Genomic DNA, 26,677 nt, shown 5'->3' on the forward strand with positions numbered 1-26,677 from the left:
GCGTTACTCACCCGTCCGCCACTGAATCCCGAAAGATTCCGTTCGACTTGCATGTGTTAAGCATACCGCCAGCGTTCATCCTGAGCCAGGATCAAACTCTCCGTTTTGATTCTGTTGGCTACTCTTTTTTAACCTTAGCCTGGTTATTTTATTTACTTGACGCAGGCTTGTTGTATAATTGCTTTCAAACTATAATATTTTCAAGGTTCGGTTCCTGACTGCGCCGCTTTTTCTCGTCGGCTCCCTCAGGCACTTATCCAATATATCTAACCTAGATAAGAGTGTCAACTACTTTTGGCGATTTTTTTTCGCATTTTTTCTACTTATGTCAGAACCCTTTGGTAATGAGCATTTTGGGCTATAGTATTTTCTGAAAGTTAGCAAAGAAGATATAGCGTCGTGAGCAATTCTGGTGTTTTGCCGCCTTGGCTAGTATTAGATCCATTGTTACATGGCTGGTTGCTGGAGGATGTTGGTCGGGGCGATCGCACTACAAATAGTCTTTTAGTTGCAGATGTCACACCAGGAACAGCTAAATGGATAGCTAAAGCACCGGGAATAGTTGCTGGTTTACCTATGGCTGCAAGAGTCTTTCACCTTTTGAATGAAAAAGTAAGCTTTGTAGCGACTACTGATGAAGGAGCATTCTGTGAACCCGGAAAGATTGTGGCGGAAGTTCATGGTTCGTTGGATGCGTTGCTCATGGGAGAAAGAGTTGCTCTCAACTTAGCTATGCGTTTGAGTGGAATAGCAACTTTAACCCATAAATATGTAGAAGAAATTGCTGATTTACCTGCTCGGTTTGTGGATACGCGTAAAACTACACCAGGGTTGAGATTATTAGAAAAGTACGCAACTGCTTTGGGTGGAGCGATTAATCACCGGATGGGGTTGGATGATGCAGTAATGATTAAGGACAACCATATTGCTGCGGCTGGTGGAATTGGAGCAGCTATTACGCAGATTCGTGCCAAAATTCCTTATCCATTGACGATAGAGGTGGAAACGGAAAGTTTAGCGCAGGTGAAAGAAGCTCTACAATATCATGCTGACATTATTATGTTAGACAATATGTCGGTTGAGTTAATGCGTGAGGCAGTGCAGTTAATTCGCCAGCAGGATAGTAGGGTAAAAATTGAAGCGTCAGGAAATGTAACTTTAGAAACTATTCGTGCTGTGGCGCAGACAGGTGTTGACTATATTTCTAGTAGTGCGCCGATTACTCAGTCAAAGTGGCTGGATTTGAGTATGAGGATTTCACTTTAGAAATGAGTGCTGTACTAACGCAGTCTTGATTTGGAGTCGATGAGTATAGTTTGGGGTTAAAATAATCAAGCTTCTGAGAATATCAAACTCTCAACAGCCACATTGGGCCTGTGACAGATAACATTTATATATGAATGCTACACAAGAAAAACTAAAAGAAAAATTTGGGCAGGCTTTGGTGGCTGCTTTTGGCACTGAATACGCTGAGGTAGATCCGATTTTAGTTCCTGCGAGTAATCCTAAGTTCGGTGATTATCAAGCGAATGTGGCTTTGTCGCTGAGTAAGAAATTAGGACAGCAACCAAGAGCGATCGCTGCTGCTATTGTTGAGAAATTAGATGTCTCGGAAATCTGCGAACAGCCAGAGATTGCTGGGCCTGGATTCATCAACCTGAAATTAAAAACAACATACCTCGAAGCTCAAGTCAATTCTATTTATGTAGATTCACGCTTGGGAGTAGCCAAGACAAAAACGCCACAAAGAGAAATTGTCGATTTTTCTAGTCCGAATATTGCCAAGGAAATGCACGTCGGACATTTGCGTTCTACGATTATTGGTGATTCTATTGCTCGGATTTTGGAATTTCGCGGTCATGATGTTTTGCGGTTAAATCATGTGGGTGATTGGGGGACGCAATTTGGTATGTTAATTGCTTACCTGCGGGAAGTTTACCCAGAAGCATTAACTACTGCTAATGCTTTGGATATTGGTGATTTAGTCAGTTTTTACCGCAAAGCCAAACAACGCTTTGATGAGGATGAAGCTTTCCAAGAGACAGCACGACAAGAAGTTGTGAGATTGCAAGCGGGTGCAGAAGATACACTTCATGCGTGGAAGTTACTATGTGAACAATCACGGCAAGAATTTCAAGTTATTTATGACTTGTTAGATATTCATTTAAATGAACGCGGAGAATCTTTTTACAATCCTTTACTACCTGACGTAATTGAAAATTTAGAGAAATCTGGCTTACTTGTAAAAAACCAAGGTGCAAAAGTTGTGTTCTTGGAAGGTTTTACTAATAGAGAAGGTGAACCTTTGCCATTAATTGTGCAGAAATCTGATGGTGGTTACAACTATGCCACAACAGATTTAGCTGCGTTGCGTTACCGGATTCAACAAGATGAAGCAAAACGTATTATCTATGTAACAGATGCCGGACAAAGCAATCATTTTGCTCAGTTTTTCCAAGTTGCACGTAAAGCAGGGTGGATTCCTGATGATGTGGAACTAGTTCATGTTCCTTTTGGTTTAGTCTTAGGTGAAGATGGTAAGAAGATTAAAACTCGTGCTGGTGAAAGTGTGCGACTACGAGATTTGTTAGATGAAGCAGTTGCTCGCGCTCATGCTGATTTGGAAGTAAGATTACAAGCAGATAATCGTCCGGAATCACCAGAATTTATTGCTAATGTTGCCCAAGTGATTGGTATTAGTGCGGTTAAATATGCTGACTTAAGCCAAAACCGTACTAGTAATTATATTTTTAGCTATGACAAAATGCTGGATCTCAAAGGCAATACCGCACCTTATATGCTTTATGCTTATGCGCGGATTCAGGGTATTAGCCGTAAGGGAGGGATTAGCTTTGAAGAGTTAGGCGATAAGGCTAAGGTGGTATTGGAGCATGACACAGAGTTTGCTTTAGCTAAATATTTACTGCTATTTGGTGAAGTGATTGGTACTGTAGAGCAAGATTTGTTGCCGAATCGGTTATGTGATTATCTCTACGATTTGAGTAAAAAGTTTAATGTGTTCTACGATCGCAATCACGGTGTACGGGTGTTAGATGCAGAAGAACCGCAACGCACATCCCGTTTAGTTTTGTGTGATTTGACGGCTAGAACTTTAAAACTAGGATTATCTTTGTTAGGGATTCAAGTATTGGAGCGAATGTAACACTATCGCTTTGTGTTTTTGTGGTTCGTTTTTCTTTGTAATTGAAGATTTTGATTTAGCGAACCGCCCAGATACTTCTGCGTCGCTAACGGGTTCAGCAGTTTTTCTTAGGAAACTCCCAAAACCGGACTGCTTCACCAAGGCGCGCAAAGAAAGCCAAGTTTATCTTCCTAAGAGATTCGGAATGTCACCACAACCACCGGGAATAGTACCTCTCGTTTTTTCACCACCCCAAGCACAGCAGTAGTAACGGTTAGCTTCCGATATCCTTTGTACATTTGTCAAATCAGCATTTTCAACTACAGCACCAGTACGTTCGCCTGTGTCGTAGTCTGGGGGTTCAGTGCGGCTGCGGGGTGAAGCGTTTTCTAAAGAACCATAAAATAGGCGTACTCCATTTAAGTCAGCACCACTAAGATTTGCATCGTATAAAATAGTGCGCGCCAGGTTTGCTTTTACTAAGTCGCAGCCACTGAGGTTTGCACGGACAAGATTAGCTTCACTCAGGTCTGTCCAGCGTAAATCTGTATTAGAAAGGTCTGCGGTGGCTAACATCACACCTAAATCTATTACCCGCACACCTTCTAAACGGTCTTCTGCATAACCACCTACACCATTGAGGATGGCTCGACCTAAGCGCCGATCGCGTTTTAAAGGTGTCAACAATTTGGAACGAGACAGGAAGCGCAAAATTTTAGCTTTACCATTACCATCAACGCTACTAAAAATTGCGGCTGTACGTCCTTCGGCGATCGCTCTTTCTTGGGGCCAGTCTTCTAATAATCCTTCTTCATCTAAAACTAAATCAGAAATGCCTTGGAAATAAGAATCGATTGTTTGCTGTTGAGTGATAATATTTTGTTGAAACGTGAGCAGGTTTTGTTGAATTGTCAAGTCTTTGGAGATGATGTACTGTCGCCAAGCCACGTAAACGGCAATAATCGCAATTAAGATTTGTCCTAACGCACCAAACCATTCTGCTAAGGTTCCCGAAGCTTCCCAGTTAATTCTGCGCCCTAAAATTAGGAGGCGATTCCCAAGACCACTAAATTTAACTATGCCAACAATAGCTGTTACGATTCCCAAAAAGGCGATAAACACTGTTCTATCTTCTGGTGAGAACCATTCTTGCAGTACGTATTGCAACCAAGGTAATAGCATTGCTAAAGATAATACCAAGGTCAACAGAGTCCCTGTAATACCTAGAATCCAGTTGTTGAGGATTACTCCTGATAATGTAATGGCGATCGCTATGAGTGTAATGAGTAATGCTCTTGGTTTAACTGTCAATTGATAAACAGAACGCTGTTGAATGCTGGAACGAGCTTGTTGCATAGCTGCTGTGGTCTGCGGTGTTTGCAAAGATGAAATTGCAGCTAAAGCTTGTTGTGCGGCTAGTGCTTCTGAACTTAAGTCATGATTAATTTCCGCACTATCAAAATCATCTGGTTGCTGTTCTTCTTCTGGTAGGGTTTTTGGGGTTGGTAGATTAGGAGGGTTAGGTTCAATCGTCATGCTTTCTATTTTGCCCCAGTAGACTCAGTTCAACAGCTGTTATATGTTAACCGCTACTGGGTAAGATTCGCTAATTGCCACAAGTTGTATTTAATCAATAGCATCATACAGCAGCCGGAATCTGCAATCATCAAAGCTGTAAAATTTACTGATAAAGTCAAGTTTTTTTTCTAAATCTTGACTATGTTACCAATCATCGACTTGAGAACTGGCGGAAAATATTTAATTTTTTATTTGTTTTTAGTTTATTGACGGGTTACTTGCTGATTAATAATCATAAATTACAAATGTAAATTGATGATGCTTCTCTGATTGCAGATTGGCTAAAAACTCATGTATTTCCAGCATTCTTTCTGAATCAAAAGGAAATTTTTTCAACATATTATTAGGTGAGCATTTTAGCGAACTTCCAAAATAAAGTTTCTTTTGATCAACTTTGTATGATAAAATGCTGCCTATTTATCTCAAAATAGGTTCAATTTAGTTATCAAAAACATAAGCAAATTAATCCGAAATAAAGAGTATTTTCTGATACTATTAAAAAATATCAAAATGATTTAAGATCAAACGAAGAGTTCTGTAGGTATAGCATGGTCTTTTGGCGCTGCTTTGCAGCCTCTAGCTTAATTACTGGCTTAGTATATGGCTGCGGAAATGGGGCATACTTATCAACAGAAAATACCAGACAGGTGGTGCAGGAAATCAATGTTTCGCAATTATTGACAGAAGTCAAGACTAATAAAAAAGCAGAAGATTTATTTAAACAAGGGAATAATCTTTTAGATAGGCAACGCTATCAAGATTCTATCGCAGCATACGATAAAGCGATCGCCTTAAATAGCGAAAGTGCTGATGCCTGGATTAATCGAGGTATTGCGCTCACAAAATTGCAAAAAAATACAGAAGCAATAGCATCCTACGACAAAGCGATCGCAATTAAAGCAGATAAAGATGAAGCTTGGTATAACCGAGGTAATGCTTTAACATCATTACAAAGATATTCAGAAGCCATTGCGGCGTATGATCAAGCGATCGCAATTAAACCCGATAAACATGAAGCCTGGATTAATCGAGGTATTGCTTTAACAAAGCTACAACGCTACCAAGAAGCACTAGCATCCTACGACAAAGCGATATCTATTAAGCCAGACAAGGCAGAAGCTTATTATAACAGAGCCTGTACTTATGCTCTGCAAGGTAAAGCAGAATTAGCTATTAAAAACCTGAAAGCAGCAATACAATTAGTTCCCGACAAATTTCAAAAGTTAGCTAGAACTGACTCAGACTTTAAAAAGGTACGTGGTGATTGGAGATTTCAGGAATTAATTCAATAATCCAAAATTGGCACGGTTAACTTCTACGGTATGATTTGGATTAATTTAGTTTAATCTCTGCATTGCTATTTGCGATCGCAAATCATATATGAAAAAGTTATTGCTTACCGGAGCTAGTGGTTTTTTAGGATGGCATATTTGCCAACTAGCCAAACAGGAATGGGAAGTTTATGGCACTTATTTCACCCATACACTTGAAATTCCTCAAATCAAAATGATCAAGGTCAACTTGAGTGACTTTCAAGCATTAAAACAGATATTTAATGAAATTCAGCCAGAAGCTGTAATTCACACAGCAGCATACTCACAACCAAACTTTTGTCAAACTCATCCGCAAGAATCACACCTCATTAATGTCACCACTTCTTGTAATATTGCTGGGTTATGTGCTGATTATTCTATACCTTGTGTTTTTACATCAACAGATCAAGTATTTAATGGCTTAAATGCACCTTATCAAGAAACTGCTCCCGTATGTCCTGTAAATATTTATGGGGAGCAAAAAGTCATGGCTGAAATAGGTATGCTAGAGCGATACCCTCAGACAGCAGTATGCCGAATGCCTTTGATGTTTGGCAGCGAAACTCCCACCGCCAATAGCTTTATTCAACCATTTATACAAACTTTAAAGGCAGAGAAAGAATTAAAGTTATTTATTGATGAATTTCGCACTCCTGTTAGTGGGACAACAGCTGCCAAAGGATTGTTATTAGCATTAGCAAAAGTCAATGGCATCATTCATTTAGGAGGAAAAGAACGGATTTCCCGGTATGATTTTGGCCAGATTTTAATCCAAGTATTGAATCTACCATCCACTGGACTCAATGGTTGTCTTCAACAAGATGTAAAAATGCCTGCACCTAGACCAGCAGATGTTTCTTTAGATAGTACAAAAGCTTTTCAATTAGGTTATCAGCCTTTATCTATCACGGAAGAATTAAAAGCGATCGCTAGTTACTTATAGTGGAAATTACAGCAATACTAGAGTAGCTAAAATCTCATTTACAATGATTTTGAGAAGCATCAGGAAAAATATCATAATTTCATAGATTTTTCAATTTAAATCATCAGTGTGACAGCATTTCATTAACTGGAACAGCATTATTCATGTAAAAAATCAGATGAATAATTAATCACCACTCATAGTACAGCCAATTTTCATAGCAAAAATATAGAACTATTAAATAGTCATATACTCGGTTTTTCTGGGCAAGCATTTATTAAATATTTTTAACCTCTCATAGTTGAGATTATAGTTAATTTACGGAATAAACTAAAACACATAAAGGTAAAATTTGCGTTATTTGCCTGCACTTCTATATACAGCTTTTCTCAGTTTGATGCAGTACATCTTTCAAGGGTAAGAGAGACTAGAGGCTAGGGACTAGAGACTAGAAAAGTACCTCATCCATGTCAAAAACGCTGTATAAATACTAATTCTCAATCAGAAAATATTGAAGTTTTTTTCTATACCAGTTATTTAAATAAAATCAGCCAAAGTAAATGTTTTTTTGTCACATCAAACTCTCTAGAAAATTTTAGTATATTCTAAATTAGATTATTCGGTAAATAAAAAATAGCTTTAAACAGATTAATAAAGTTTTTTTGAGAGTATTGACGATAGTAATTAAATTATTCTACCTTCATAAGATATTTGTGTTTATCAGACCAACTCATGAGTATATAGTCAACTTCATGAGTTAATTAGTGTATTTAATTTTACTAGGTTATCTAAAACATTAAATCAAATAAAATTTTCTGGTTTTGCTTTTTAAATCTCGTTTAAATATTTAAGAAATTACAGAGCAATTAATATGAAATTAACCCAACATAAACTCATGAATAACTCTTTTTCAGACAAGTTTAATATCAAAGAATTATCAATAACTTTGCGTCGCCGACGCTTTTTAGTTTTGGGAGTTTCTTGTGTAGTAATGTCTCTTGTGAGCCTAATAGCTATCAATACTAAGTCTACTTATCAAAGCTCGATGCAATTGTTAGTTAGTTCTGATGCTAACACTAACAATCAAGCGAGTAAGCTTCCAAACTTAATTGCCGATGAAATATCTGATATCAATTCACCATCTGTAGATTATACAAGTCAAGTTAAGTTACTGTTGAGTTCTAAACTGATTGAAAAAGCTATAATTTTACTTCGCCCATACTATCCAAATATCACTATAGAAGATATTCAAGGCAAAAACATAAATGCACAACCTACAGGACTATCAATAGAGCAATTGGAAGATAAAATAGGAACTAATAATCTTCCTTTACAGGTATTGAAAATTTCTTTTATTGATGAAGACCCAATTAAAACTAAAAGAGTATTACTAGCATTACAACAAGTTTATCAAGATTATAATATCAATCATCAAAAAGAACGTTTAAATAAAGGTTTGGCATTTGTGAATGCTAGACTATCGCAACTCCAACAAGAAGTTAGACAATCAGAAAAAAATTTAGAATATTTTCGTCGTAAACATAACATTCTCGACCCAGAAGCGCAAAGTAAAATCTTACTACAGTCACTGGCTGAAGTACAAAATCAGCTACAAACTAACCGCGCTCAATTACAAGATGTGCAGGCTCGTTATACTAACTTAGAACAAGCAATTACTTCTGTATCTCATCAAGCTAGAATTCACTCACGCTTAAATCAGTCAAATAGCTACCAAACTTTATTAAATGAATTCAAGAAAACAGAATTAACTTTAGCCAAAGAACAGCAGCGTTATACCGATGAATCTCCTATTATAGAACAGCTAAAAGAACAACGCCAAAATCAATTAGTTATTTTAAAAAGAGAAGCAAATCAATTAATTAGTGATATTCCAGTAATTCCTTCAGAAAACGAGCAAATAGAAGGTATTAATCCGCAGTTAATTCAAGAGCGCACTCAACTACAAACAATTATTCTAGGATTATTAGCAAACGCAAAAAGTTTAGCTGAGACAGAACAAAAAATCCGGTTTGAATTCAGCAAATATCCCAGCTTGATAGCAGAATACAACCGCCTTCTAACATCTGTACAAACCAAGCGTAAACAACTAGAACAACTACTGCAAACGCAACAGTCTTTGAGTTTAAAAATTGCTCAAGGCGGTATTGACTGGCAAGTTATGGAAGAACCATCTATAGGAAAGCTAATAGGAATTAATAGATTATCATTGTTGTTGGGTGGCATAGCAATTAGTCCAATTTTAGGCATTGCCGCCGCCTTAAGTTGGGGAATGTTTACTCGCACTATTTATTCAGCACAAGAATTACAGCAATTAACAAACTTGCGCTTACTCGGTTCTGTGCCAAAATTAGCACCACGAGGTTTCAAAAAATGGCTTCCTAATCTTTCTGGGAATAAACAAAATACTATAGCATCTTCTTTTGGAGAAACTGATAGTTGGTTGCCTTGTCATGAAACCTTAGACATTCTCTACCAGAACCTAAACATATCAAAGTATCCTTTGCCTTTTAAGTCTTTAATGTTTACTTCAGCCTTATCTGGTGAAGGCAAGACTACTTTGTTATTAGGGCTTGCTGCTAGTGCTGCTAGAATGCATCAGCGTATTTTAGTGATTGATGCAAACCTGCGGTATCCTAACTTGCATAAAACTCTGCAATTATCTAATGATTGGGGTTTATCTCTACTATTACTAGATGAAACAAATACTCATATTCATAATTATATTCAGCCAGTTCATCCCTTAATTGATGTTTTAACTGCTGGGCCTAAGCCAGATGACACCATTAAGCTACTTAGTTCTCAACGGATGAAAGAACTACTCAAAAAGTTTGAACAAACCTACGATTTAGTATTAGTAGATGCTCCATCAATTTTAGGTACAGCTGATGCCAGAATTTTGGCAGGATATTGCCATGAAATCGTGATGGTAGGACGTATGGGTTTATTAACTCAAAGTGATTTAATGCAGGCTCAGGAAATTTTGAGCCATTGGAATTTGATTGGCATTATTGCTAACGGAGTGAGGAGTTATCAACAGCTTTGATTTGTTAATTGTCAAGAGTTATTTTTCCTGCTACTTTGCCTAGTACAACAAGGCAAAAGTAAAAAATCAAAAAGAAAAAGGAAGAATTGTGATACTACAAGCCTTTTAGCAATTTCCGATAGTCTGTGTATTTACGCCAAGCTGTACTAGGTTTTTGTAAAATATCAGCAGCTGATCAAACCTAGGCTTTCTATTGCTGAAAAAACCCCACAAGTGCTGTGGGGTAGTTGTATAGGGTCTTTTCATAGTATAAAAGTACTATAATCTAGCGAAGTTGGCAAGTATTTTTTTGAAGTACCTTGTAGTAAATTTTTATGTCTATTGCCTTGAGCGGCTACTTCTTTATTCAAATTCATCAATTGTTGCCGGAGGAGCGGCATTTTGACGCTGGGCAATATTTGACTCATACCAAGCCATTAAGGGAGTTGTACTAATGCCATGTACAACCACAGAAACTACAATTGTAGTATAGGTGATCCAAGCAATTTGTTCAGCTAATTCTCCTTTAAGTCCGTTGCCAAAGGCGTAAGCAAGATAATACAAAGAGCCAACACCACGAATTCCAAACCAACCGAATAACCAGCGAGTTCCAGGATGCAAATTACGTCGATGAGAATTTATGTGGCGTTGGCCAATTGTACTGAGCCACGCGCCTAAAGGTCTGATTACTAAAAATAAAAAAACAATGACTACTAAAGATTGAATAGCATAATCGAGCATAGGCTGAAATAATAAGATTGAGCCTAGTAATAATATTGTGCCTACCTCCATGAGCTTTTCTAACTGCTCAATAAATTCTAGTTGTTCTAGTGGTTTTTCTCGATTCCTATAACTGCGTTGTACGACTAACCCAGCTACAAAGACTGCCAAAAAACCATAACCATTGACAAATTCTGTTAAAGTATAAGTTAATAAAATTATACTAACAGCAATAAAATCTTCCATTAATTTCTCAGCAGAACGGCGTTTCTGGATTTTTTGGTCGAGCCACACAACTGTTTTAGGAACGATAATTCCCATAACTATACCAGCAGCGATCGCCCAAATTAAATCAACTGCTACCCACTCTTTTAACCAATTATGCCAATTATGATCTTTGATAGCATTAATACCAAAGTAGACAAACGGAAAAGCTAAAGCATCATTTAAACCGCCTTCCGAAGTTAAACCAAAACGCAATTCATCTCGGTCATTTGTATCTGTTAGTTGCACTTCTGAAGCTAAAACTGGGTCAGTAGGTGCAAGAATAGCACCTAATAAAATAGCTTCTCCCCATCCCATCTTTAACAAGAGATTACCGACAATAGCCAAACCAAAAATCGATATCGGCATCAAAAATCCAATCAGACGTGCCGTAATATCCCAAACTCGAAAATTTAGTGGACGAATAATTTTTAAGCCACAACTAAAAACTGAAACAATCACGACAAACTCTGTAATTCTCTCTAGTAATTCCGCATTGAATAATTCTGCTTGTCTTAATTTAATCAACCCTAAGCCATAAGGCCCCAGAAAAATTCCAACCAGTAGATAGATAAGTGCAAAAGATAAAGGTAATCGAGTAATCCAACCGGAGCCTAATGTGACTGCCAGCAAGAGTAACCCAATAACCAACAAGTCAATAATATATATATCTATCATCGGAGTTGGTATATGAAAAATACTACCTCATCAGGTTAGTCGTAATATTTTTAGCATTAAATTATCTCTAGATAGATTTTGGAAAAATTAGATTTTTCCAGTTATTTCTATCTTTTTTTGTTAAAGAAAGTAGCAATATCAGGACTTATACCAATTCACAATTCGCAATTTGCAATGACGCGACGCTCGTTCTTCGCTATCGCAGGCTCGCTAACGCAATTAAAAAACTTAGATACAGCAAAGCTTTGGGGGTTTACATCTGTATCATATTTTTCGGGAAATGGTATTACGCAACTGGCACAGTGCGATCGCTCCTATAGTATATTTATACTAGAGTAATCCGACTTGATTATTGAAATTACTTGTGTAACCTGAGTTCGGGATAAGGAAAGGAGCATTAGTTTAGTTTAGCGATTTCACAAATAAAAGGCACGGCCTCTGTTCACCAGAAACCGTGCCTTGGAGATGAAATATTTTTATTTAACGAGCTGCACCTTGAGCGGAAACCATATCAATTGGCTTCATAAAGTACAACTTCAAGAACTGCCAACCATTGGAGATATATAATGGCAGCTTCTGGAAGAATTGTAGGAATTTGGGTGTGTTGGAGTTAGCGATCGCCGTCAATTTTTGGTTATTCTTGATACATAGATCCAGGCGATCGTAAAACTCTGGATTGTCAACATCCAAAATTACAGGGAAGACTCTACCTGCTGTTTCATTGGTTTTCTTGATGACGTAAATATCGTATTCACGCGCATCTAAACCAATCGAAGCGTAGAAATCTTTGCGCTGTAAATCATTGAGATACATTGTCACAAAGACTGACAACAGGAAAAAGCGACTCCACAGTTTTGCTTTCCAGTCGTTGAGCATTTGTGGCTGCGCTCTCATGATGGCATCAAAGAAGTCACCATGACGGTTTTCATCCTGACACCAGTTTTCAAAGAACCGGAAAATTGGATAAATTCTGTCTTCGGGATGCGCTTCTAAATGACGGTAAATGGTGATATACCGCCAGTAACCAATTTTCTCGGAAAGATAGGTGGCGTAGAAAATGAATTTTGGTTTAAAGAAGGTATAATTGCGGCTCTTTGTCAAAAACCCTAAGTCTAGAGACAAGTTAAAGTCTGACATCGCTTTATTCAAAAAGCCAGCATGACGCGCTTCATCCCGTGACATCAGGTTAAAGCACTCTGCAAGGACGGGGCTTTTATCTTTTAAGCGGCGGCCTAATTCTTTGTACAGCAAGAAGCCAGAAAATTCTGCGGTACAAGAACGCTCTAAAAATTCAATGAACAACTGGCGAGTTTCCCCGTCGATGTGATCCCAGGATTGTTCAAACTCGGCATCCCGAACGAAGTGATGGCGGTTATAGTCAGCGCGGAACTCTTCTAAGATGGCTTGTAACTCATCTTCGTTTACGGAGATGTCCATCCGCGCCATCTCATCAAAATCGGTAGTATAAAACCGTGGTGTTAATAAGGTTTCTTTTGCCGGGACTTTAATCCCTGGCCGTATTTCTTCAAAGCCTGGTTTTTTGAGGGAATCTACCATGTCTTGATTGCCACGAGTGTATTATCTTGATTACGCCAGAGAACCAAAAGTAATGCTCTCATAAGGCGCAGCAAAGGACAATAATTTAATTTGTATAAATTTCAGTCTACCAAGGTGCAGCGAGAAACTGGTATGTGAAACGTTAAGAGTTGCAACAATACTTCAAAATTTAGGGAATTGGGCAACCAGTCTGAGTAGTTGTAGTTGGTGTATTTAGAAAACTCAGGCTTGGCTATTTTCAAGGATTAATGGGATTAAAGAGGTATCTTAGCTTAAGCAACCGACACAATTTTTGTCTTTTTTGCAACTAGTCATTCGTTAAAATTTTTAGAAAAGCTACAAAAGCAATAGGGCTATCAATGAGTAATCATTTGAATAAGCTACAACTAGGCTGGGAAAGATTACAAAAAGCTGGAAATGACCAAGAGTCTATAGGTTATGCACTGGTCAGTTTTCATGGTGCTTTAGAAGACTATTTTCGGGGCTGGCTGGCGGCGAATAATTTGCTGTCTTTAGAACAACGCCAACGGGTGCAAGATAGACAAGAAGTTCAATGGAAAGAATTGGTTGACTTGATGCAAGAGTACGGCACTTTGAGTGATGAAGCTCGCCAGATGATCTTTAATGCTAATAAGCAGCGTCAAGAAGTGGCTCACGGAAATCCCTTTGTGGGAACGCGGGCTGAGGTGGAAAATTACGGTCGATTTGTCCAAGAGCAGATAGGTACTTCATCTACAGCACCAACGCCTTCAGCCAGTGGCTATGTATCTTACCAGCCAAACTCAGGTCTATCTGACATTTCTGCTGAAATTTCTAAAGCATTTACGACCATTAGCAGTGGTATCGATCGCTTAGATCAAGAAATTAATCCTACAGGTAATAATCGTCTCACTATTTCTTATATTTTGTGTGGGATTGGGTTTATTGGCTTCGGAGGCTTGCACCGTTTATATAATGGCAAGATTGCTACAGGGTTATTGTGGCTGTGTACAGGTGGTTTATTTTATGTAGGGCAGGTTTATGATTTATTTCTTTTACCGAACATGGTAAATGAATACGAAAAAAAATTACGTGCCAAAGCAGGTGTATCTAGTTTTGGTGTGCCACAAAATCAACCTGTTGTGGCTTCTCAGGTTTATCGCCCCAGTGGTAATGATTTAATGATTAAACTCATAGAAGTGGCAGAAAGTCGCGGCGGTAGTTTAACGGTGACGCAAGGTGTTAAAGCCACAGGAGCTAGCTTTGCAGAAGTAGAAATGGTACTCAAAGAAATGTTGAAATCAGGTTACGTCAAAATAGATAACGACCCCATTTCTGGAGCCGTTACTTACTATTTTCACGAACTAGACTAATTTCTACCTAGCCACTTTTGACTGTTTAAGCGTCTAACTAAGCCAAATACCAATAAGTCAAGGGTGGTTTTGCGCTCGTCAATTAAGAATGATTCCAAAGTGCTGGTTTTTTTGCCTTCATTGCAGGAAAAACCTTTTTTACCTTGGATGTCTTCATCGGGGAAGTAGACATTAAACTGACGCTGGCCATTTTGCCAACTGCCGATGACTTGCCAATATTGTTCATTAGAAGAGAAGCCAGTGATGGGAAGCTTTTGTTTGGCAAAAGACAATTGTAAATCTTTGACACCTTCTTCCGCGATCGCTTTTTGTAAGGCTGGCAAGTAGTCTTGCTCAATGAATTGGGTAAAGGGCTTATCTTCGACGGCTGGGGGCTTTTCTTTTTTGGCAGCTTTAGCGGCGGCTGGCTTGTCTTCTGCTGCTGCGTCTTTAGCGGCGGCTGGTTTAGCAGCATTAGGATTAACTTTTGGGTTGGCTGCTTTGGGATCTGGCGTGTTGGCAGTAGGTATATTTGTCGCCACTGGTTCGCTGGTGCTGGGGGCGTTGTCTTCGGCGACGGAAGGGGCTTGTTTGTCAACAGTGCTGGGAGCTACCTCTCCCGCTTGATTGTGATTGGTTTCGTCTGCCATTGCTCAGGTCAATCCTTTATCTAGCTTTGGGAGCGATCGCTCACCTTTGTGTACTAATTTATCTTGATTTTGACATAGGATAGCTAGTTTATCGTCAAGAGTTTATAGTCCATAGTCAATAATCAATAGTCAACAGTTAAATCTCTGATGTTTTGCCAGATAAAACTTGTGTTATTGAGTACTACTTATGTGACTATTTAAGTTTTTTAATAATTTTCCCTGGCTAATTAAAAAGTCTAGCCGCAGCATGATTATTTTAGGCGAGTGCTGTTTGAATATCTTTGATTAACTCATCCAATCTTGCTTGCGTTGTCGCCCAAGAACACATAAACCGGACTCCGCCTACACCAATAAAAGTATAAAATTGCCAGTTTTTTGCTTTTAAGCTGTGAATTACTCGATCGGGTAATTTGACAAACACGGCATTAGCTTCTCGCGGAAACATAATTTCTACACCGTCTATTTGTAATAATTTATTTTCTAAATATGCCGCACATTGATTGGCGTGTTGGGCATTTTTTAACCATGCACCTGTTTCTAACAAACCTAACCAAGGAGCAGAAATAAATCGCATTTTCGATGCTAATTGTCCTGCCTGCTTACATCTATAATCAAAATCTTCTGCTAAAGCTTTATTAAAGAAAATAATTGCTTCTCCTAAAGCCATACCATTTTTTGTCCCACAAAAGCACAACACATCTACACCACTTTTCCAACTCAGTTCGGCTGGGGTTTGATTAATTGCCGCAACCGCATTGGCAAACCGCGCACCATCCATATGAATTTTTAATTGATATTTATTAGCAATTTCTTTAATCGCTAAAAGTTCTGCAACAGAATATATAGTTCCTAATTCTGTTGATTGCGTTAAACTAATAACTTTTGGTTTAGGAAAATGAATATCGCTACGTTTGGTAACTATAGCTTCTACACTTTGAGCAGTTAATTTGCCGTTTGCGCCTGGGGCTATCAAGAGTTTAGAACCGTTAGAGGCAAATTCTGGCGCACCACATTCATCTGTTTCTATATGCGCGGTCTCATGACAAATCACACTATGATATGACTGACATAATGCTGCTAAAGATAGAGAGTTAGCGGCTGTACCATTAAAGACAAAAAATACCTCACAATCAATTTCAAAAAGTTCCCGAAAATAGTCAGTGGCTTTTTGAGTCCATATATCATTGCCGTAAGCTGGCGCACTACCAAGATTAGCTTGCAGCATATATTCTAATGCTTCTGGGCAAATTCCCGAGTAGTTATCGCTGGCAAACTGTTCGGCATTAATACTCATAAAGTTTAAACTCATAGGGCTGGTTTAATCTACATTAACGTGAATTATTTTTCTCGTTTTTTGATGACTAAAAAAACAGATGATTAATCACGGATGAAAAATCTAATATAACAATCCTATTGAGTTGTGAAAAATATTGCTTTGAAAATGCAAGGGTGCGTTGAACTTTCGACAACGCACCCTGATCATCTCACCTAACTTGTTTGCTATTTCCTAGCTACTCAAGGCTTTAATGAAGCGTTGCAAACTTTTAAACACATTGGGTTTCTTGACAGGTGCAGCGTTACCTGATGTCTGCGATTGTCCCTGCGCGAGGATGTAATCTATATCATCGCCGGAGGGTTTTTTGGGTAATTCGACAAATTTTTCCCAATTTCCAGCTTGTTGTACCCAAATTTCCCACTGCCCGGGATAGCAGCGAAGTACCGCAGTATCATCATCGACTGGGCGCAAGTAGTAACAAGATTCAATGGTGTTGATGAAGCGATCGCGGGCTTGTCTACCAGCATAACCAATGCCTATAGTAGCAGAATCTTCTAGGCGCGGGTTCAACATGACAAATGGGCGCTCGCCAAGTACTTCACAAATTTTTTCTAACTGAGGTAATTCTACAGAAGTGGGGGAAACAAAGAAGGCAATTTTATCTTCTGGTTGAATTTTTGTCTGAATAGACGCAGCCCTACCTGTACCAATATCAAAAATTTGAAATGGGACATCCACCCATTCACGACGTGCTAAGGCTGCACTACCCGCATCCGCAAACAAAACTTTCAAATGTGACTCATATTCGGCAAATAAAGGCAGAAATTCTTCGGCAATCGGCATAGGTTTGAGTTCTGGGAAGATTAACTCAACTTGCAACCGAGTATAACCATCTGCTAATGCTGCTTTGGTGGCTTCGCGGGATTGGGCAATCGCTTCTTCAAGAGAGTTAGGAAGTTGACTCATGGTTGTTATATGACTCTATCATCTATTCCTATTGTTTCAGTGTTCGCGCTATTTTAAAGTGCGATCGCTCTTATTTTGAATCTAAATGAGCGATTTTGCTAAACTATAACTATACTCAAAATTTGCCAATATAATGTTATCTCCTCAACACTATACAATTGATGTTGAACCAGAAGGACGCTTAACTTTACCTCAAGAAATCCGAAAAAGTTTGAATTTAGAATCAGGCGATCGCTTGATTTTAACACTTCAATCTAACGGCACTCTTCAATTAATCAGCTTAAAACAACAAGTTAAAAAAATCCGCGGTTTATTGAAAGATAAATCTCCAGAAAGAGAATTAGTTAATGAACTTATACAGGAACGTAAACTTGAAGCTTTAAATGACTAAATTCGTATTAGATGCTTCTGCTTTTTAGCTTGTTTCATATAAAAAAATAATTAAATTATTTGTCTAAAATACGAATTTAATTAAGGGATGTTAGTTAGAAACAACAATTGAATACGTGCAAAATCTGGAACGGCACATCCGAACTAATTCATTATTTTGATTAACTGTTAAAAACAGTCCTGTCGTTTTACATTCAGGGCAACGGGGGCCTGTTATTTTATTTTTATCTGGTAATTTGATTGAATGTTTGCAAGATAAACATTGACGGTAACGATTATTAGACGGACTAACATTCATTCCTACCATACCGCATTTAGGGCAAATATCACCTTGAGTATAAGTATTGCTGTGTCGTGTTCCACTTCCGCAATGAATGCAAATATAATATTTATCTTCTTTGGACTGATACTTACTTTCCCTACTGTCAATTATCGCATTACATCCCCAACACTCATTCAAATAAATATTATAATCGTGATTTCCTCCGTGTTGGCACGAAAAAACGGTTACTCTAAATTTAGCCCTAAATTTTGCATATTCAATATTGTGGGGCATTATATCTCCACATACAGAACACTTGAATCTTGAGCGAATTTCGTTAATGCGATTAATCCAGCCTGATAGTTTTGCTATGTAATCTTCAGGTTTTGGTATAATACCTGCTGTTTGAAATAGTTCTAGTAAAGACCAGTCCTGCCAATCTTGCGAACATTCGGCATACAATCGCGCTCCATATAAATTATAATTTTCTTTTTTATTTGGATCAAATAAATTACAAATATTTCTTGTACGAGGACAATAGCTAGTAGTTGTTATTTCAGCCTCACCATTGGTTTGATTACCTTTTTTATGCCAAAGTTTTCCTTCACAATATTTAACTTTAACTTCTGTAGGTTTACAATAAGGAAGTAATGGATCAAGATTGAGAAGTTCATTAGAAGTATTGACAGTTTCAATTACATACTGAATCAACAATTCATCCACTTGTTTAAAAACATTCTCGCATTGTTTTGAATTCTCTTTCGCCCATAGTATTTTTAGAGTACACCTAACCAACATATCATTCTCAGGGCTAGTTTTTTGAATTCTTTTTAATTCACTCAGAAACATAGAAATATTTTGATTTTCTTTTGCCAAACGATAAACACATAGGATTTTTGCTTGTCTTGACATATAAAACCAAGTTAATAATGAGCCATTTATAATAAAATTCCAGACCAATTTAACTTGCTCTTCTGGAATCAGAGTATGAAGTACGTTAAGTATTGGCTCTTTGTACCTTATCGATTCTGGAAGTAAATAAATCAATATTATACGCTCATCATTAGCTGCTCGATAAATCACATTACCAATTTTATTGGTAATGTAAATATATTGATTTTTTATTTGCCCCTCTTCTTTCAGCTTTGATAGCAATATCAAAACTTGTTCCTTCGCTGGGAAGAATTCTAATACTGCATCATTTTGTTTAACTTCGTTTGGCAGTATATAAATGAATTTATCAAGTTCGTTACTAGAAACGTTGCAAAGTAATTTTACAAGCTGATTTATCGTTTCTATATTTTTGCTATGTCCATTATTCAGTTTTGAAATAAGAATGTTAATTTGTTCAGTTACTGGGAAGAATTTTAAAATAGACTCATGAGATTTTATCCAAAATTTATCTTGTAGTATAGGTATTATTTTTGTAATCTCTTCTGATGTAGATTCTTCAAGTAAATTGGCGATTTCCAAAATTTTATTTTCTTGAGCTAAATCTTGTACATTGCTCAGTTGACTTACAAGGATGCCAATACGCCTAGATTGTGGTGCTATAGACCAAATTGGTTGTTTCAGAATAATATAATTAGGTATTGCTATCCAAATATTATTTGATTTTGAATTTACTATAGCTTCTTGTAATTCATTTAATAAGCTATGTATACTAATATTACTATCTAAATTACTGATAATTTTAACTAAACATTTGACTTGTAGTTCAGTCCTAAGTCGCTTGCGATATATCGGGTTATCTAAATAGAGATTATAATATTTATCTATAAAATTGTTGCAAAAGCTTAAATTTGTTGTTTGAATTTTATCAAAAATATTTAAAACTTCTTCATTAACGCTAATATTTTTTAAAAAAATTGAATTATTAGTCAAAAATTGAAATAGTATATTTAATTGATTTTGATTAAGTAACGATGGACTAATAGTTTTTAATTCAAAATAAAAATATATTAAACCAGGTGCTTGATTTAAAAAACGCTTTTTTTCCCAATCTGAATATTTTTTTAATTTTTGCTCTATCAAAGAAATAGCCTTATCAAATGAATTATTGTTAATGTAACCCCAAATTCCCAAAGCACAAATTCTAGGGTCTTTATGATTTAAGCATCTCTCAATTATATCTGGATCGATTTCTTCCCTAAAATTAAATAAATGTACATTTTTTGCTTTATATTCTTTTCCATATTTTTGGATTAAAAACTTAACGATTGTTCCTTCCGTTAAGTCTGTTTCTATAAAATTAAAGTCTTTTCTATGTACCAAAATATGACCGTCATACTCACATTCTATAAACCAATAATTAGGTTTTACGGATTGATTGATATTTATACCAAAGTTTTTAATTCTACCTATTTCTGTAAATAATTTTAGTTTTTTAGCATATAATTTATTATTTGTTGGATTTATAGTTGTTTCAAAAGTAACCAATATACTTTCTTTTAAATCACTTTCTGAACAACATACTTCCTCTCGGTAAACCTTTACGTCATCTAACTTTCCTTCACGACCAATATATCCAAAATCATTTTCTCGATTTCTTTGATGGTCATAGCCGCCATACCACTTTATAAATCCTATTTCTCTCATCGCGCACATACAGTCTCCTAACCTATGTCGTTAGTATTCCCATAAGTACGCGATTTTTATAGTTAATTTCAGCGTGTAGCTAAATATAAATCTGGTGTTAACCTCTGCAAAATTTGTTTCAACACCATCGCCGTCCAATCAATATCGGCTACGGTAGTATCACGCCCTAGTGTCATCCGAATTCCGCCCAAGGCGGCTTTTTGTGAATAGCCCATTGCCAAAAGTATCGGGCTAGGGCTGAGTTTACCGCTATGACAAGCAGCACCCGCACTAATACCAATACCAGCTAAATTTAACTGGCGCACTAAAGTTTTACCACTGAGTTTTTTACCATCGGCGTATTCTAGACACAAGCTGACATGATGGGGTAAACGATGAATCAAATCGCCTGTGGGAATTAAACCAGGCACATCTGCTAATTGCGAAAATAAGCGATCGCGTAATTGAATTAATCTGGGGGTTTCTGTGGCTAATTCTTGGGCGGCTAATTGGGCGGCTACACCAAAACCAGCAATGACAGGTACAGCTTGGGTTCCCGAACGCATCCCCATTTCTTGCCCACCGCCTGTTAATAAAGGCAGCAATTTCACGTTAGGACGAATATATAATGCTCCCGCTCCTTGTGGCCCGTAGATTTTGTGACTAGAAATGCTGAGTAAATCAATTGGTAATGCTTGCACATCAAGCAGTAAACGTCCAGCAACTTGCACCGCATCTGTATGAAATATAGCACCGTGCGATCGCGCTATGTTTCCTAGTTCGGCTATCGGTTGGATTGTCCCAACTTCACTTTGCCCGTAAATTATTGATACTAAGACAGTATTGTGACGCAATGCAGCTTGTAAATCTTCAGAGCTAACTCTACCTTGACTATCAACTCCCAAGCGCGTGACTTCCCAACCCCACATTTCTAATAACCGGGCTGTTTCCGAAATTGCTGAATGTTCCACACTCGAAATAATGATGTGTTGTGGCACAGCAGATAACCGGGCAACACCGATAATTGCCAGATTATCAGCCTCAGTACCACCAGCTGTAAAAACAATTGATGCAGGATCAGCGGCGTTAATTAAATCTGCGACTTGCACTCTGGCTTGTTCTACAACTGTTGCAGCCCGTTGTCCCCACTCATGCAAGCTGGAAGGATTACCCCACTGTTGAGTCAGAACGGCTTGCATCGCTGCGATAGCTTCTGGACGAGTTGGCGTAGTAGCACTGTAATCTAAATATATTTGCATATCACAAAACTTGAGCGGAAAGGCACACGGAGTAGGGGCTACCTACTATTTTCACTTTAGCTAGATAAAAAAGTTAATAAATCCTGAAAAAATCTGATTTACTCTGCATCGATGGCAAGATTTTCTGATTGTCTATCAAGCTGTTTCTCTCACTAAATAGGCGTGCTGCATTTGGGAACTATAACAATGTTCACTACCAATTCACTTGTAGCAGATTAACGTGCAAATTTTTCGTCAATATAAGTATTTTTGGATATTTTTATTAATATTTGTTCTGACTGCTTGTCAACAAGCCAAATCATCCCATCATCGCTTATCGCCATTACCACAAGACCCATTAGTGCAAATATATTTTAATCATTCTCAATCTTCAGAATACAAAGAAACCTACCGTCAGCAAACTCGGCTAGGGGATGATCTAGAAAAGCTGATTGTAGATGCAATTTATCAAGCAAAATCTACAGTAGATGTTGCCGTCCAAGAATTGCGTTTACCTAAGATTGCCCAAGCACTTGTAGATAAACAAAAAGCCGGGGTAAAAGTCAGGGTAATTTTAGAAAATACCTATAGTCGTCCTTGGAGTAGCCTTACACCAGATGAGTTAAAAAAGTTAGCCCCAAGAGACAGAGAAAGATACAACGAATTTTATCAATTCATTGACATTAACCAAGATAAAAAACTTAGTGTTGAGGAAATTAATCAAAGAGATGCTTTAGTAATTTTACAAAATGCCAAAGTTCCCTTAATTGACGATCGCTCTGATGCTTCAGCAGGTAGTAGTTTGATGCATCACAAGTTTGTCATTGTCGATAATCGCCTCATTATTGTTAGTTCAGCTAACTTTACACTCAGCGACACATCCGGCGACTTTAGCAACCTCAGCAGTTTAGGTAATGCCAATAATTTACTCCAAATTGACAGTCCAGAACTAGCAAATGAATTTACCCAAGAGTTTAATATTATGTGGGGAGATGGGCCAGGCGGTAAACCAGACAGCAAATTTGGCTTGAACAAACCATTGCGTTCTGCAAAAACAATCACTTTAGGTAAAAGTAAAATTACAGTGCAATTTTCTCCTGTTTCTCCTACTCAACCTTGGGCTAAAACTAGTAATGGTTTAATTGGAGAAACCCTAAACTCTGCCAATAAATCTATTGATATGGCATTGTTTGTATTTTCCGAACAGCTACTAGCAAATATTTTAGAAACTCGCCATCAAGAAAATGTCGTGATTCGGGCTTTAATTGAGCCACAATTTGCTTTTAGACCCTATAGCGAAGCTTTAGATATGATGGGTGTGGCACTCGCTAACAAATGTAAATATGAAATTGATAATCAACCTTGGCAAAATCCCATTACGAGTGTAGGTGTACCTACTTTAAATAAAGGCGATTTACTGCATCATAAATTTGCAGTAATCGATAATCAAATAGTAATTACAGGTTCCCATAATTGGTCTGATGCTGCTAATAACAGTAACGATGAAACATTAATAGTCATTGAAAATCCTACCATTGCGTCTCATTATGTCCGTGAGTTTGACCGACTTTATGCCAAGGCTAAACTAGGTTTACCACCAGCAATTCAAGCAAAAATTGCCGCCGAAGCTAAAAAATGTTCTCACATTACAACTGTTACCGCCAGCAAAAATTTATCAACTAAAATTGTGAATCTAAATACAGCTAGTTTAGAAGAATTAGCTACTCTTCCTGGTGTAGGTAAAAAATTAGCCCAACGGATAATTAATGCCCGACAACAGCAAAAATTTAATTCTTTACAAGACTTGGCTAAAGTTCCAGGTATCAGCCGGAAAATGTTGGAAAAATGGCATGGATATGTCACTTTGTAGCGATATTTATCAAAATATAATTCTTGCTCCTGAAGAGAATTTCACAAATGATTTAGGATGGCTACAGATATAATTTTTGGCTATTTTTTATAGTATTGTCCGCTGATAAGATTGTTATACATAAGCCTATTTTGCTCAAAAATGTGCTTTGTATAAGTCAAGCTACTATCAATCCATAAACCGCATCAAGGAAAATAACTCGATTGCTGGTTGATGGTCATAAAGCGAGATAAATCATTAAACTGAGAGTTAGTTGCCCTGCTGGGATTGACCATCCCCTATAAACAATGACTAAAGAAACAACGAGAATTGCAATCCTGGGTGGAGGCTTTGGTGGTCTCTATACTGCTTTGCGCCTCAGTCAGTTACCTTGGGAATCTCAACAAAAACCCGAAATTGTACTGGTAGATCAAAGCGATCGCTTTCTATTTTCCCCCTTACTCTACGAATTACTCACAGGCGAACTGCAAACTTGGGAAATTGCCCCGCCTTTTGCCGAACTCCTCCAAGGTACAGGCGTGCGCTTCTACCAAGCTGTCGTGTCGGGAATTGACATCGACCAACAACGAATACAGCTACAAGACGGCCCGGAAATTCCCTACGACAAATTAGTGCTGTCTCTAGGTGGAGAAACACCACTAGATATGGTTCCTGGCGGTACATCTTACGCTCACGCTTTCCGCACTGTCACTGATGCTTATCGTTTAGAAGAACGCTTGCGAATTCTCGAAGAGTCTGATGCTGAAAAAATTCGCGTAGCAATTGTCGGGGCTGGTTATAGTGGTGTGGAACTCGCTTGTAAATTAGCTGACCGACTAGGCAACAGAGGCAGGTTGCGGTTAATCGAAATTAGCGAGCAAATTTTACGCACTTCCCCAGATTTTAACCGCGAAGCCGCCCAAAAAGCTTTAGAAGCGCGCGGTGTATTTATTGATTTAGACACTAAAGTCGAAGCAATTACTTCCGATACCATCTCTCTAGAATACAAAAATCAGGTAGATACCATTCCCGTCGATTTGGTAATTTGGACTGTCGGCACGCGCGTAGCCCCTGTAGTCAGAAGCTTACCTTTAAAGCAAAATCAGCGCAATCAAATTACCACTACATCTACTCTGCAAGTTCTTGACCATCCCGAAATCTTTGCCTTGGGAGATTTAGCCGACTGTTACGATGCTGATGGTCAGCAAGTCCCAGCGACAGCCCAAGCTGCCTTGCAACAAGCTGATTATACTGCTTGGAATATTTGGGCTTCTATTACCCAGCGTCCTTTACTGCCCTTGCATTATCAAAAGTTAGGGGAAATGATGGCACTCGGAATAGACAACGCCACCTTAACTAGTTTAGGTATCAAGTTAGATGGTTCTTTAGCATATATCGCCCGCCGTCTTACCTATCTTTATCGGATGCCAACCTTAGATCATCAACTCAAAGTTGGTTTTAATTGGCTAGTCCGTCCTATTATAGAGACAATTTCGCAGTCAATCTAAATCTCATATTCAAAATACCTAATCACAAACAGTTTGATGGAACGACCGAAAGTTATTTTTCTTGATGCTGTCGGCACAATCTTCGGCGTAAAAGGCAGTGTAGGCGAAGTTTATAGTCAAATAGCCAAAGAATTTGGCGTAAACATTTCTGCAGCCAGAATCAACAAAGCATTTATCCACAGCTTTAAAGCAGCACCGCCACCTATATTTCTCGATGTAGAACCAGCAGATATCCCGCAAAGAGAATTTGACTGGTGGCGGCTCATTGCACTCAATACCTTTGAAGCTGCTGGCGCTCTCAAGCAATTTTCTGACTTTTCGGCTTTTTTTAGCGAACTTTACATTCACTTCGGTACTGCTGAACCGTGGTTTGTTTATGCGGATGTCTTACCATCGTTGATGAACTGGCGGCGGTTGGGAATTGAAATGGGAATTATTTCTAACTTTGATTCTCGAATTTATTCAGTATTACAAAGTTTAGGACTAAGTGACTATTTCACCTCTGTCACTATCTCTACGCAAGCACGCGCCGCTAAACCCGATGCCGAAATTTTTCATGTTGCTTTAGAAAAACATGACTGTCCGCCTGAGGCAGCATGGCATATTGGCGACAGCATTGTGGAAGATTATCAAGGGGCGAAAGCTGTAGGGATGAGAGGAATTTGGATAAATCGGGAACCAAAATAGTAGGCAGCAGTGTAGAGAAATTATGCTATTGATTCAGAGATTAGTCCTGATATATCTAAAACTTGCTCTGACCAAGCATTAGATTGTTCGGAAATTTTTCTGCGTTCCCTATCGTCAAACCAAATACTATCTAAAGTCAATTTCCATCGGGCTAGTTGAACTTGAATGTTAACTAGTTCTTCTGCATATTCTGGTTCAATTTCTGCTGCTGTCCACTCAATAAACCACGTAGTTTCCTCTGTGACAATCTCAACAGCTTCTTTATAAGTGCTGTTACAGAATGTTCTAATCCTTGCTAAATTTGAAGCTATGTGACCTAAGCGAGTTGATGTATTTTCACTTTGAAATCGTGCTTTTTTTTCATCTAAATTCTGATTCATATCCCCCAATCAACTCCTGAGTGATTTTTTGAACACGTTCTCGAATTACTGGGTCTTGAATTAACATTGAGCGATTATTTTGACTGGGGCGAATGTTGATAATAGATTCAAAAGCTATTGATTGGTTAAAGGGAATCCAATCAGCACCCCAAATATCTTGCTGTCTACTACCGTCTTCTAGCAATGCTGCTTCACAGTCAGCGTGTTTTTCTCCTCCTCCTGCCAAAATCCCTTTTTCAATGTCTACTGCAACTTTAATGTAAACTCGTAAAGTTTGCAGCATTTGTTCAACTTGTTTTATTGTGGCTCTTTCTTGAATAATCAATACCATAGATTATTGATTTTG

20 protein-coding genes and 1 rRNA gene are annotated in these 26,677 nt (G+C 38.0%); 10 read left to right on the forward strand and 11 right to left on the reverse strand.

The window, feature by feature from the left end:
* Positions 1-107, reverse strand: a 16S ribosomal RNA gene (locus H6G69_RS21305); the annotation flags it as partial.
* Between the two features lie 292 nt (positions 108-399).
* On the opposite strand from H6G69_RS21305, the gene nadC reads away from it, so the two are divergent.
* Together nadC and argS are read left to right on the forward strand one after the other, a co-directional pair.
* Positions 400-1,266, forward strand: coding sequence for a carboxylating nicotinate-nucleotide diphosphorylase (nadC, locus tag H6G69_RS21310; RefSeq protein WP_190691124.1), 867 nt, complete (start codon positions 400-402; stop codon positions 1,264-1,266).
* Positions 1,267-1,396: 130 nt separating this feature from the next.
* The gene (argS, locus tag H6G69_RS21315) at positions 1,397-3,163 is read left to right on the forward strand and encodes an arginine--tRNA ligase (protein ID WP_190691125.1); all 1,767 of its coding nucleotides are present in this window, start codon (positions 1,397-1,399) and stop codon (positions 3,161-3,163) included.
* Positions 3,164-3,325: 162 nt separating this feature from the next.
* On the opposite strand, the gene H6G69_RS21320 is transcribed toward argS, so the two are convergent.
* Positions 3,326-4,678 carry a pentapeptide repeat-containing protein gene (locus tag H6G69_RS21320; RefSeq protein WP_190691126.1) on the reverse strand — a complete coding sequence of 451 codons (1,353 nt, stop codon included), beginning with the start codon at positions 4,676-4,678 and terminating at the stop codon, positions 3,326-3,328.
* A 590-nt stretch (positions 4,679-5,268) separates the two neighbouring features.
* Between H6G69_RS21320 and H6G69_RS21325 the strand changes: the two genes are divergently transcribed.
* From H6G69_RS21325 to H6G69_RS21335, 3 genes are all read left to right on the forward strand, one after another.
* Positions 5,269-6,012, forward strand: a complete 744-nt coding sequence (locus tag H6G69_RS21325; protein ID WP_190691127.1) for a tetratricopeptide repeat protein — start codon at positions 5,269-5,271, stop codon at positions 6,010-6,012.
* A gap of 88 nt (positions 6,013-6,100) precedes the next feature.
* On the forward strand, positions 6,101-6,976 hold the full coding sequence (locus H6G69_RS21330) for an NAD(P)-dependent oxidoreductase (RefSeq protein ID WP_190691128.1): 876 nt from the start codon (positions 6,101-6,103) through the stop codon (positions 6,974-6,976).
* Positions 6,977-7,850: 874 nt separating this feature from the next.
* Positions 7,851-10,019 carry a polysaccharide biosynthesis tyrosine autokinase gene (locus H6G69_RS21335; RefSeq protein ID WP_242072132.1) on the forward strand — a complete coding sequence of 723 codons (2,169 nt, stop codon included), beginning with the start codon at positions 7,851-7,853 and terminating at the stop codon, positions 10,017-10,019.
* A gap of 342 nt (positions 10,020-10,361) precedes the next feature.
* On the opposite strand, the gene H6G69_RS21340 is transcribed toward H6G69_RS21335, so the two are convergent.
* Complete coding sequence (locus H6G69_RS21340) at positions 10,362-11,660, reverse strand: sodium:proton antiporter (RefSeq protein ID WP_190691130.1); 1,299 nt, start codon at positions 11,658-11,660, stop codon at positions 10,362-10,364.
* A 480-nt stretch (positions 11,661-12,140) separates the two neighbouring features.
* Positions 12,141-13,217, reverse strand: a complete 1,077-nt coding sequence (gene acsF / locus H6G69_RS21345) for a magnesium-protoporphyrin IX monomethyl ester (oxidative) cyclase (protein WP_190691131.1) — start codon at positions 13,215-13,217, stop codon at positions 12,141-12,143.
* Between the two features lie 863 nt (positions 13,218-14,080).
* Here acsF and H6G69_RS34020 point away from each other — a divergent pair.
* On the forward strand, positions 14,081-14,569 hold the full coding sequence (locus tag H6G69_RS34020; RefSeq protein ID WP_313951692.1) for an NINE protein: 489 nt from the start codon (positions 14,081-14,083) through the stop codon (positions 14,567-14,569).
* Here H6G69_RS34020 and H6G69_RS21355 read toward each other — a convergent pair.
* The 3 genes from H6G69_RS21355 to H6G69_RS21365 all read right to left on the reverse strand — a co-directional run bounded on the left by H6G69_RS21355 (position 14,566) and on the right by H6G69_RS21365 (position 17,440).
* Positions 14,566-15,198, reverse strand: coding sequence for a DUF2996 domain-containing protein (locus H6G69_RS21355; protein ID WP_190691132.1), 633 nt, complete (start codon positions 15,196-15,198; stop codon positions 14,566-14,568). The two genes, H6G69_RS34020 and H6G69_RS21355, sit on opposite strands and share 4 nt — an antisense overlap.
* Before the next feature lie 256 nt (positions 15,199-15,454).
* Positions 15,455-16,492, reverse strand: coding sequence for a low specificity L-threonine aldolase (locus H6G69_RS21360; protein WP_190691197.1), 1,038 nt, complete (start codon positions 16,490-16,492; stop codon positions 15,455-15,457).
* 213 nt (positions 16,493-16,705) lie between these two features.
* Entirely contained in the window at positions 16,706-17,440 is a 735-nt protein-coding gene (locus tag H6G69_RS21365) for a DUF1995 family protein (RefSeq protein WP_190691133.1), read from the reverse strand.
* Positions 17,441-17,573: 133 nt separating this feature from the next.
* On the opposite strand from H6G69_RS21365, the gene H6G69_RS21370 reads away from it, so the two are divergent.
* Positions 17,574-17,831: an AbrB/MazE/SpoVT family DNA-binding domain-containing protein gene (locus tag H6G69_RS21370; RefSeq protein ID WP_190691134.1), complete on the forward strand. Its 258-nt coding sequence runs from the start codon at positions 17,574-17,576 to the stop codon at positions 17,829-17,831.
* 90 nt (positions 17,832-17,921) lie between these two features.
* Here H6G69_RS21370 and H6G69_RS21375 read toward each other — a convergent pair whose 3' ends face one another.
* Together H6G69_RS21375 and H6G69_RS21380 are read right to left on the reverse strand one after the other, a co-directional pair.
* Positions 17,922-20,690, reverse strand: a complete 2,769-nt coding sequence (locus H6G69_RS21375) for a hypothetical protein (RefSeq protein ID WP_190691135.1) — start codon at positions 20,688-20,690, stop codon at positions 17,922-17,924.
* Positions 20,691-20,758: 68 nt separating this feature from the next.
* Positions 20,759-21,928, reverse strand: a complete 1,170-nt coding sequence (locus H6G69_RS21380; protein WP_190691136.1) for a cysteine desulfurase family protein — start codon at positions 21,926-21,928, stop codon at positions 20,759-20,761.
* Positions 21,929-22,148: 220 nt separating this feature from the next.
* Between H6G69_RS21380 and H6G69_RS21385 the strand changes: the two genes are divergently transcribed.
* From H6G69_RS21385 to H6G69_RS21395, 3 genes are all read left to right on the forward strand, one after another.
* Positions 22,149-23,777 carry a DUF655 domain-containing protein gene (locus tag H6G69_RS21385; RefSeq protein WP_190691137.1) on the forward strand — a complete coding sequence of 543 codons (1,629 nt, stop codon included), beginning with the start codon at positions 22,149-22,151 and terminating at the stop codon, positions 23,775-23,777.
* Positions 23,778-24,064: 287 nt separating this feature from the next.
* Entirely contained in the window at positions 24,065-25,264 is a 1,200-nt protein-coding gene (locus H6G69_RS21390; protein ID WP_190691138.1) for an NAD(P)/FAD-dependent oxidoreductase, read from the forward strand.
* A gap of 36 nt (positions 25,265-25,300) precedes the next feature.
* The gene (locus H6G69_RS21395) at positions 25,301-25,951 is read left to right on the forward strand and encodes an HAD family hydrolase (RefSeq protein ID WP_190691139.1); all 651 of its coding nucleotides are present in this window, start codon (positions 25,301-25,303) and stop codon (positions 25,949-25,951) included.
* 20 nt (positions 25,952-25,971) lie between these two features.
* On the opposite strand, the gene H6G69_RS21400 is transcribed toward H6G69_RS21395, so the two are convergent.
* Both H6G69_RS21400 and H6G69_RS21405 read right to left on the reverse strand, forming a co-directional pair.
* Positions 25,972-26,331, reverse strand: coding sequence for a hypothetical protein (locus H6G69_RS21400; RefSeq protein ID WP_190691140.1), 360 nt, complete (start codon positions 26,329-26,331; stop codon positions 25,972-25,974).
* Positions 26,312-26,662: a DUF5674 family protein gene (locus H6G69_RS21405; RefSeq protein ID WP_190691141.1), complete on the reverse strand. Its 351-nt coding sequence runs from the start codon at positions 26,660-26,662 to the stop codon at positions 26,312-26,314. Before H6G69_RS21405 ends, H6G69_RS21400 begins: the two co-directional genes overlap by 20 nt.
* Positions 26,663-26,677 lie beyond the last annotated feature (15 nt).

It is taken from the genome of Nostoc sp. FACHB-110 (genome assembly GCF_014697425.1).
In the GTDB taxonomy this organism is placed as follows: Bacteria; Cyanobacteriota; Cyanobacteriia; order Cyanobacteriales; family Nostocaceae; genus Nostoc_B.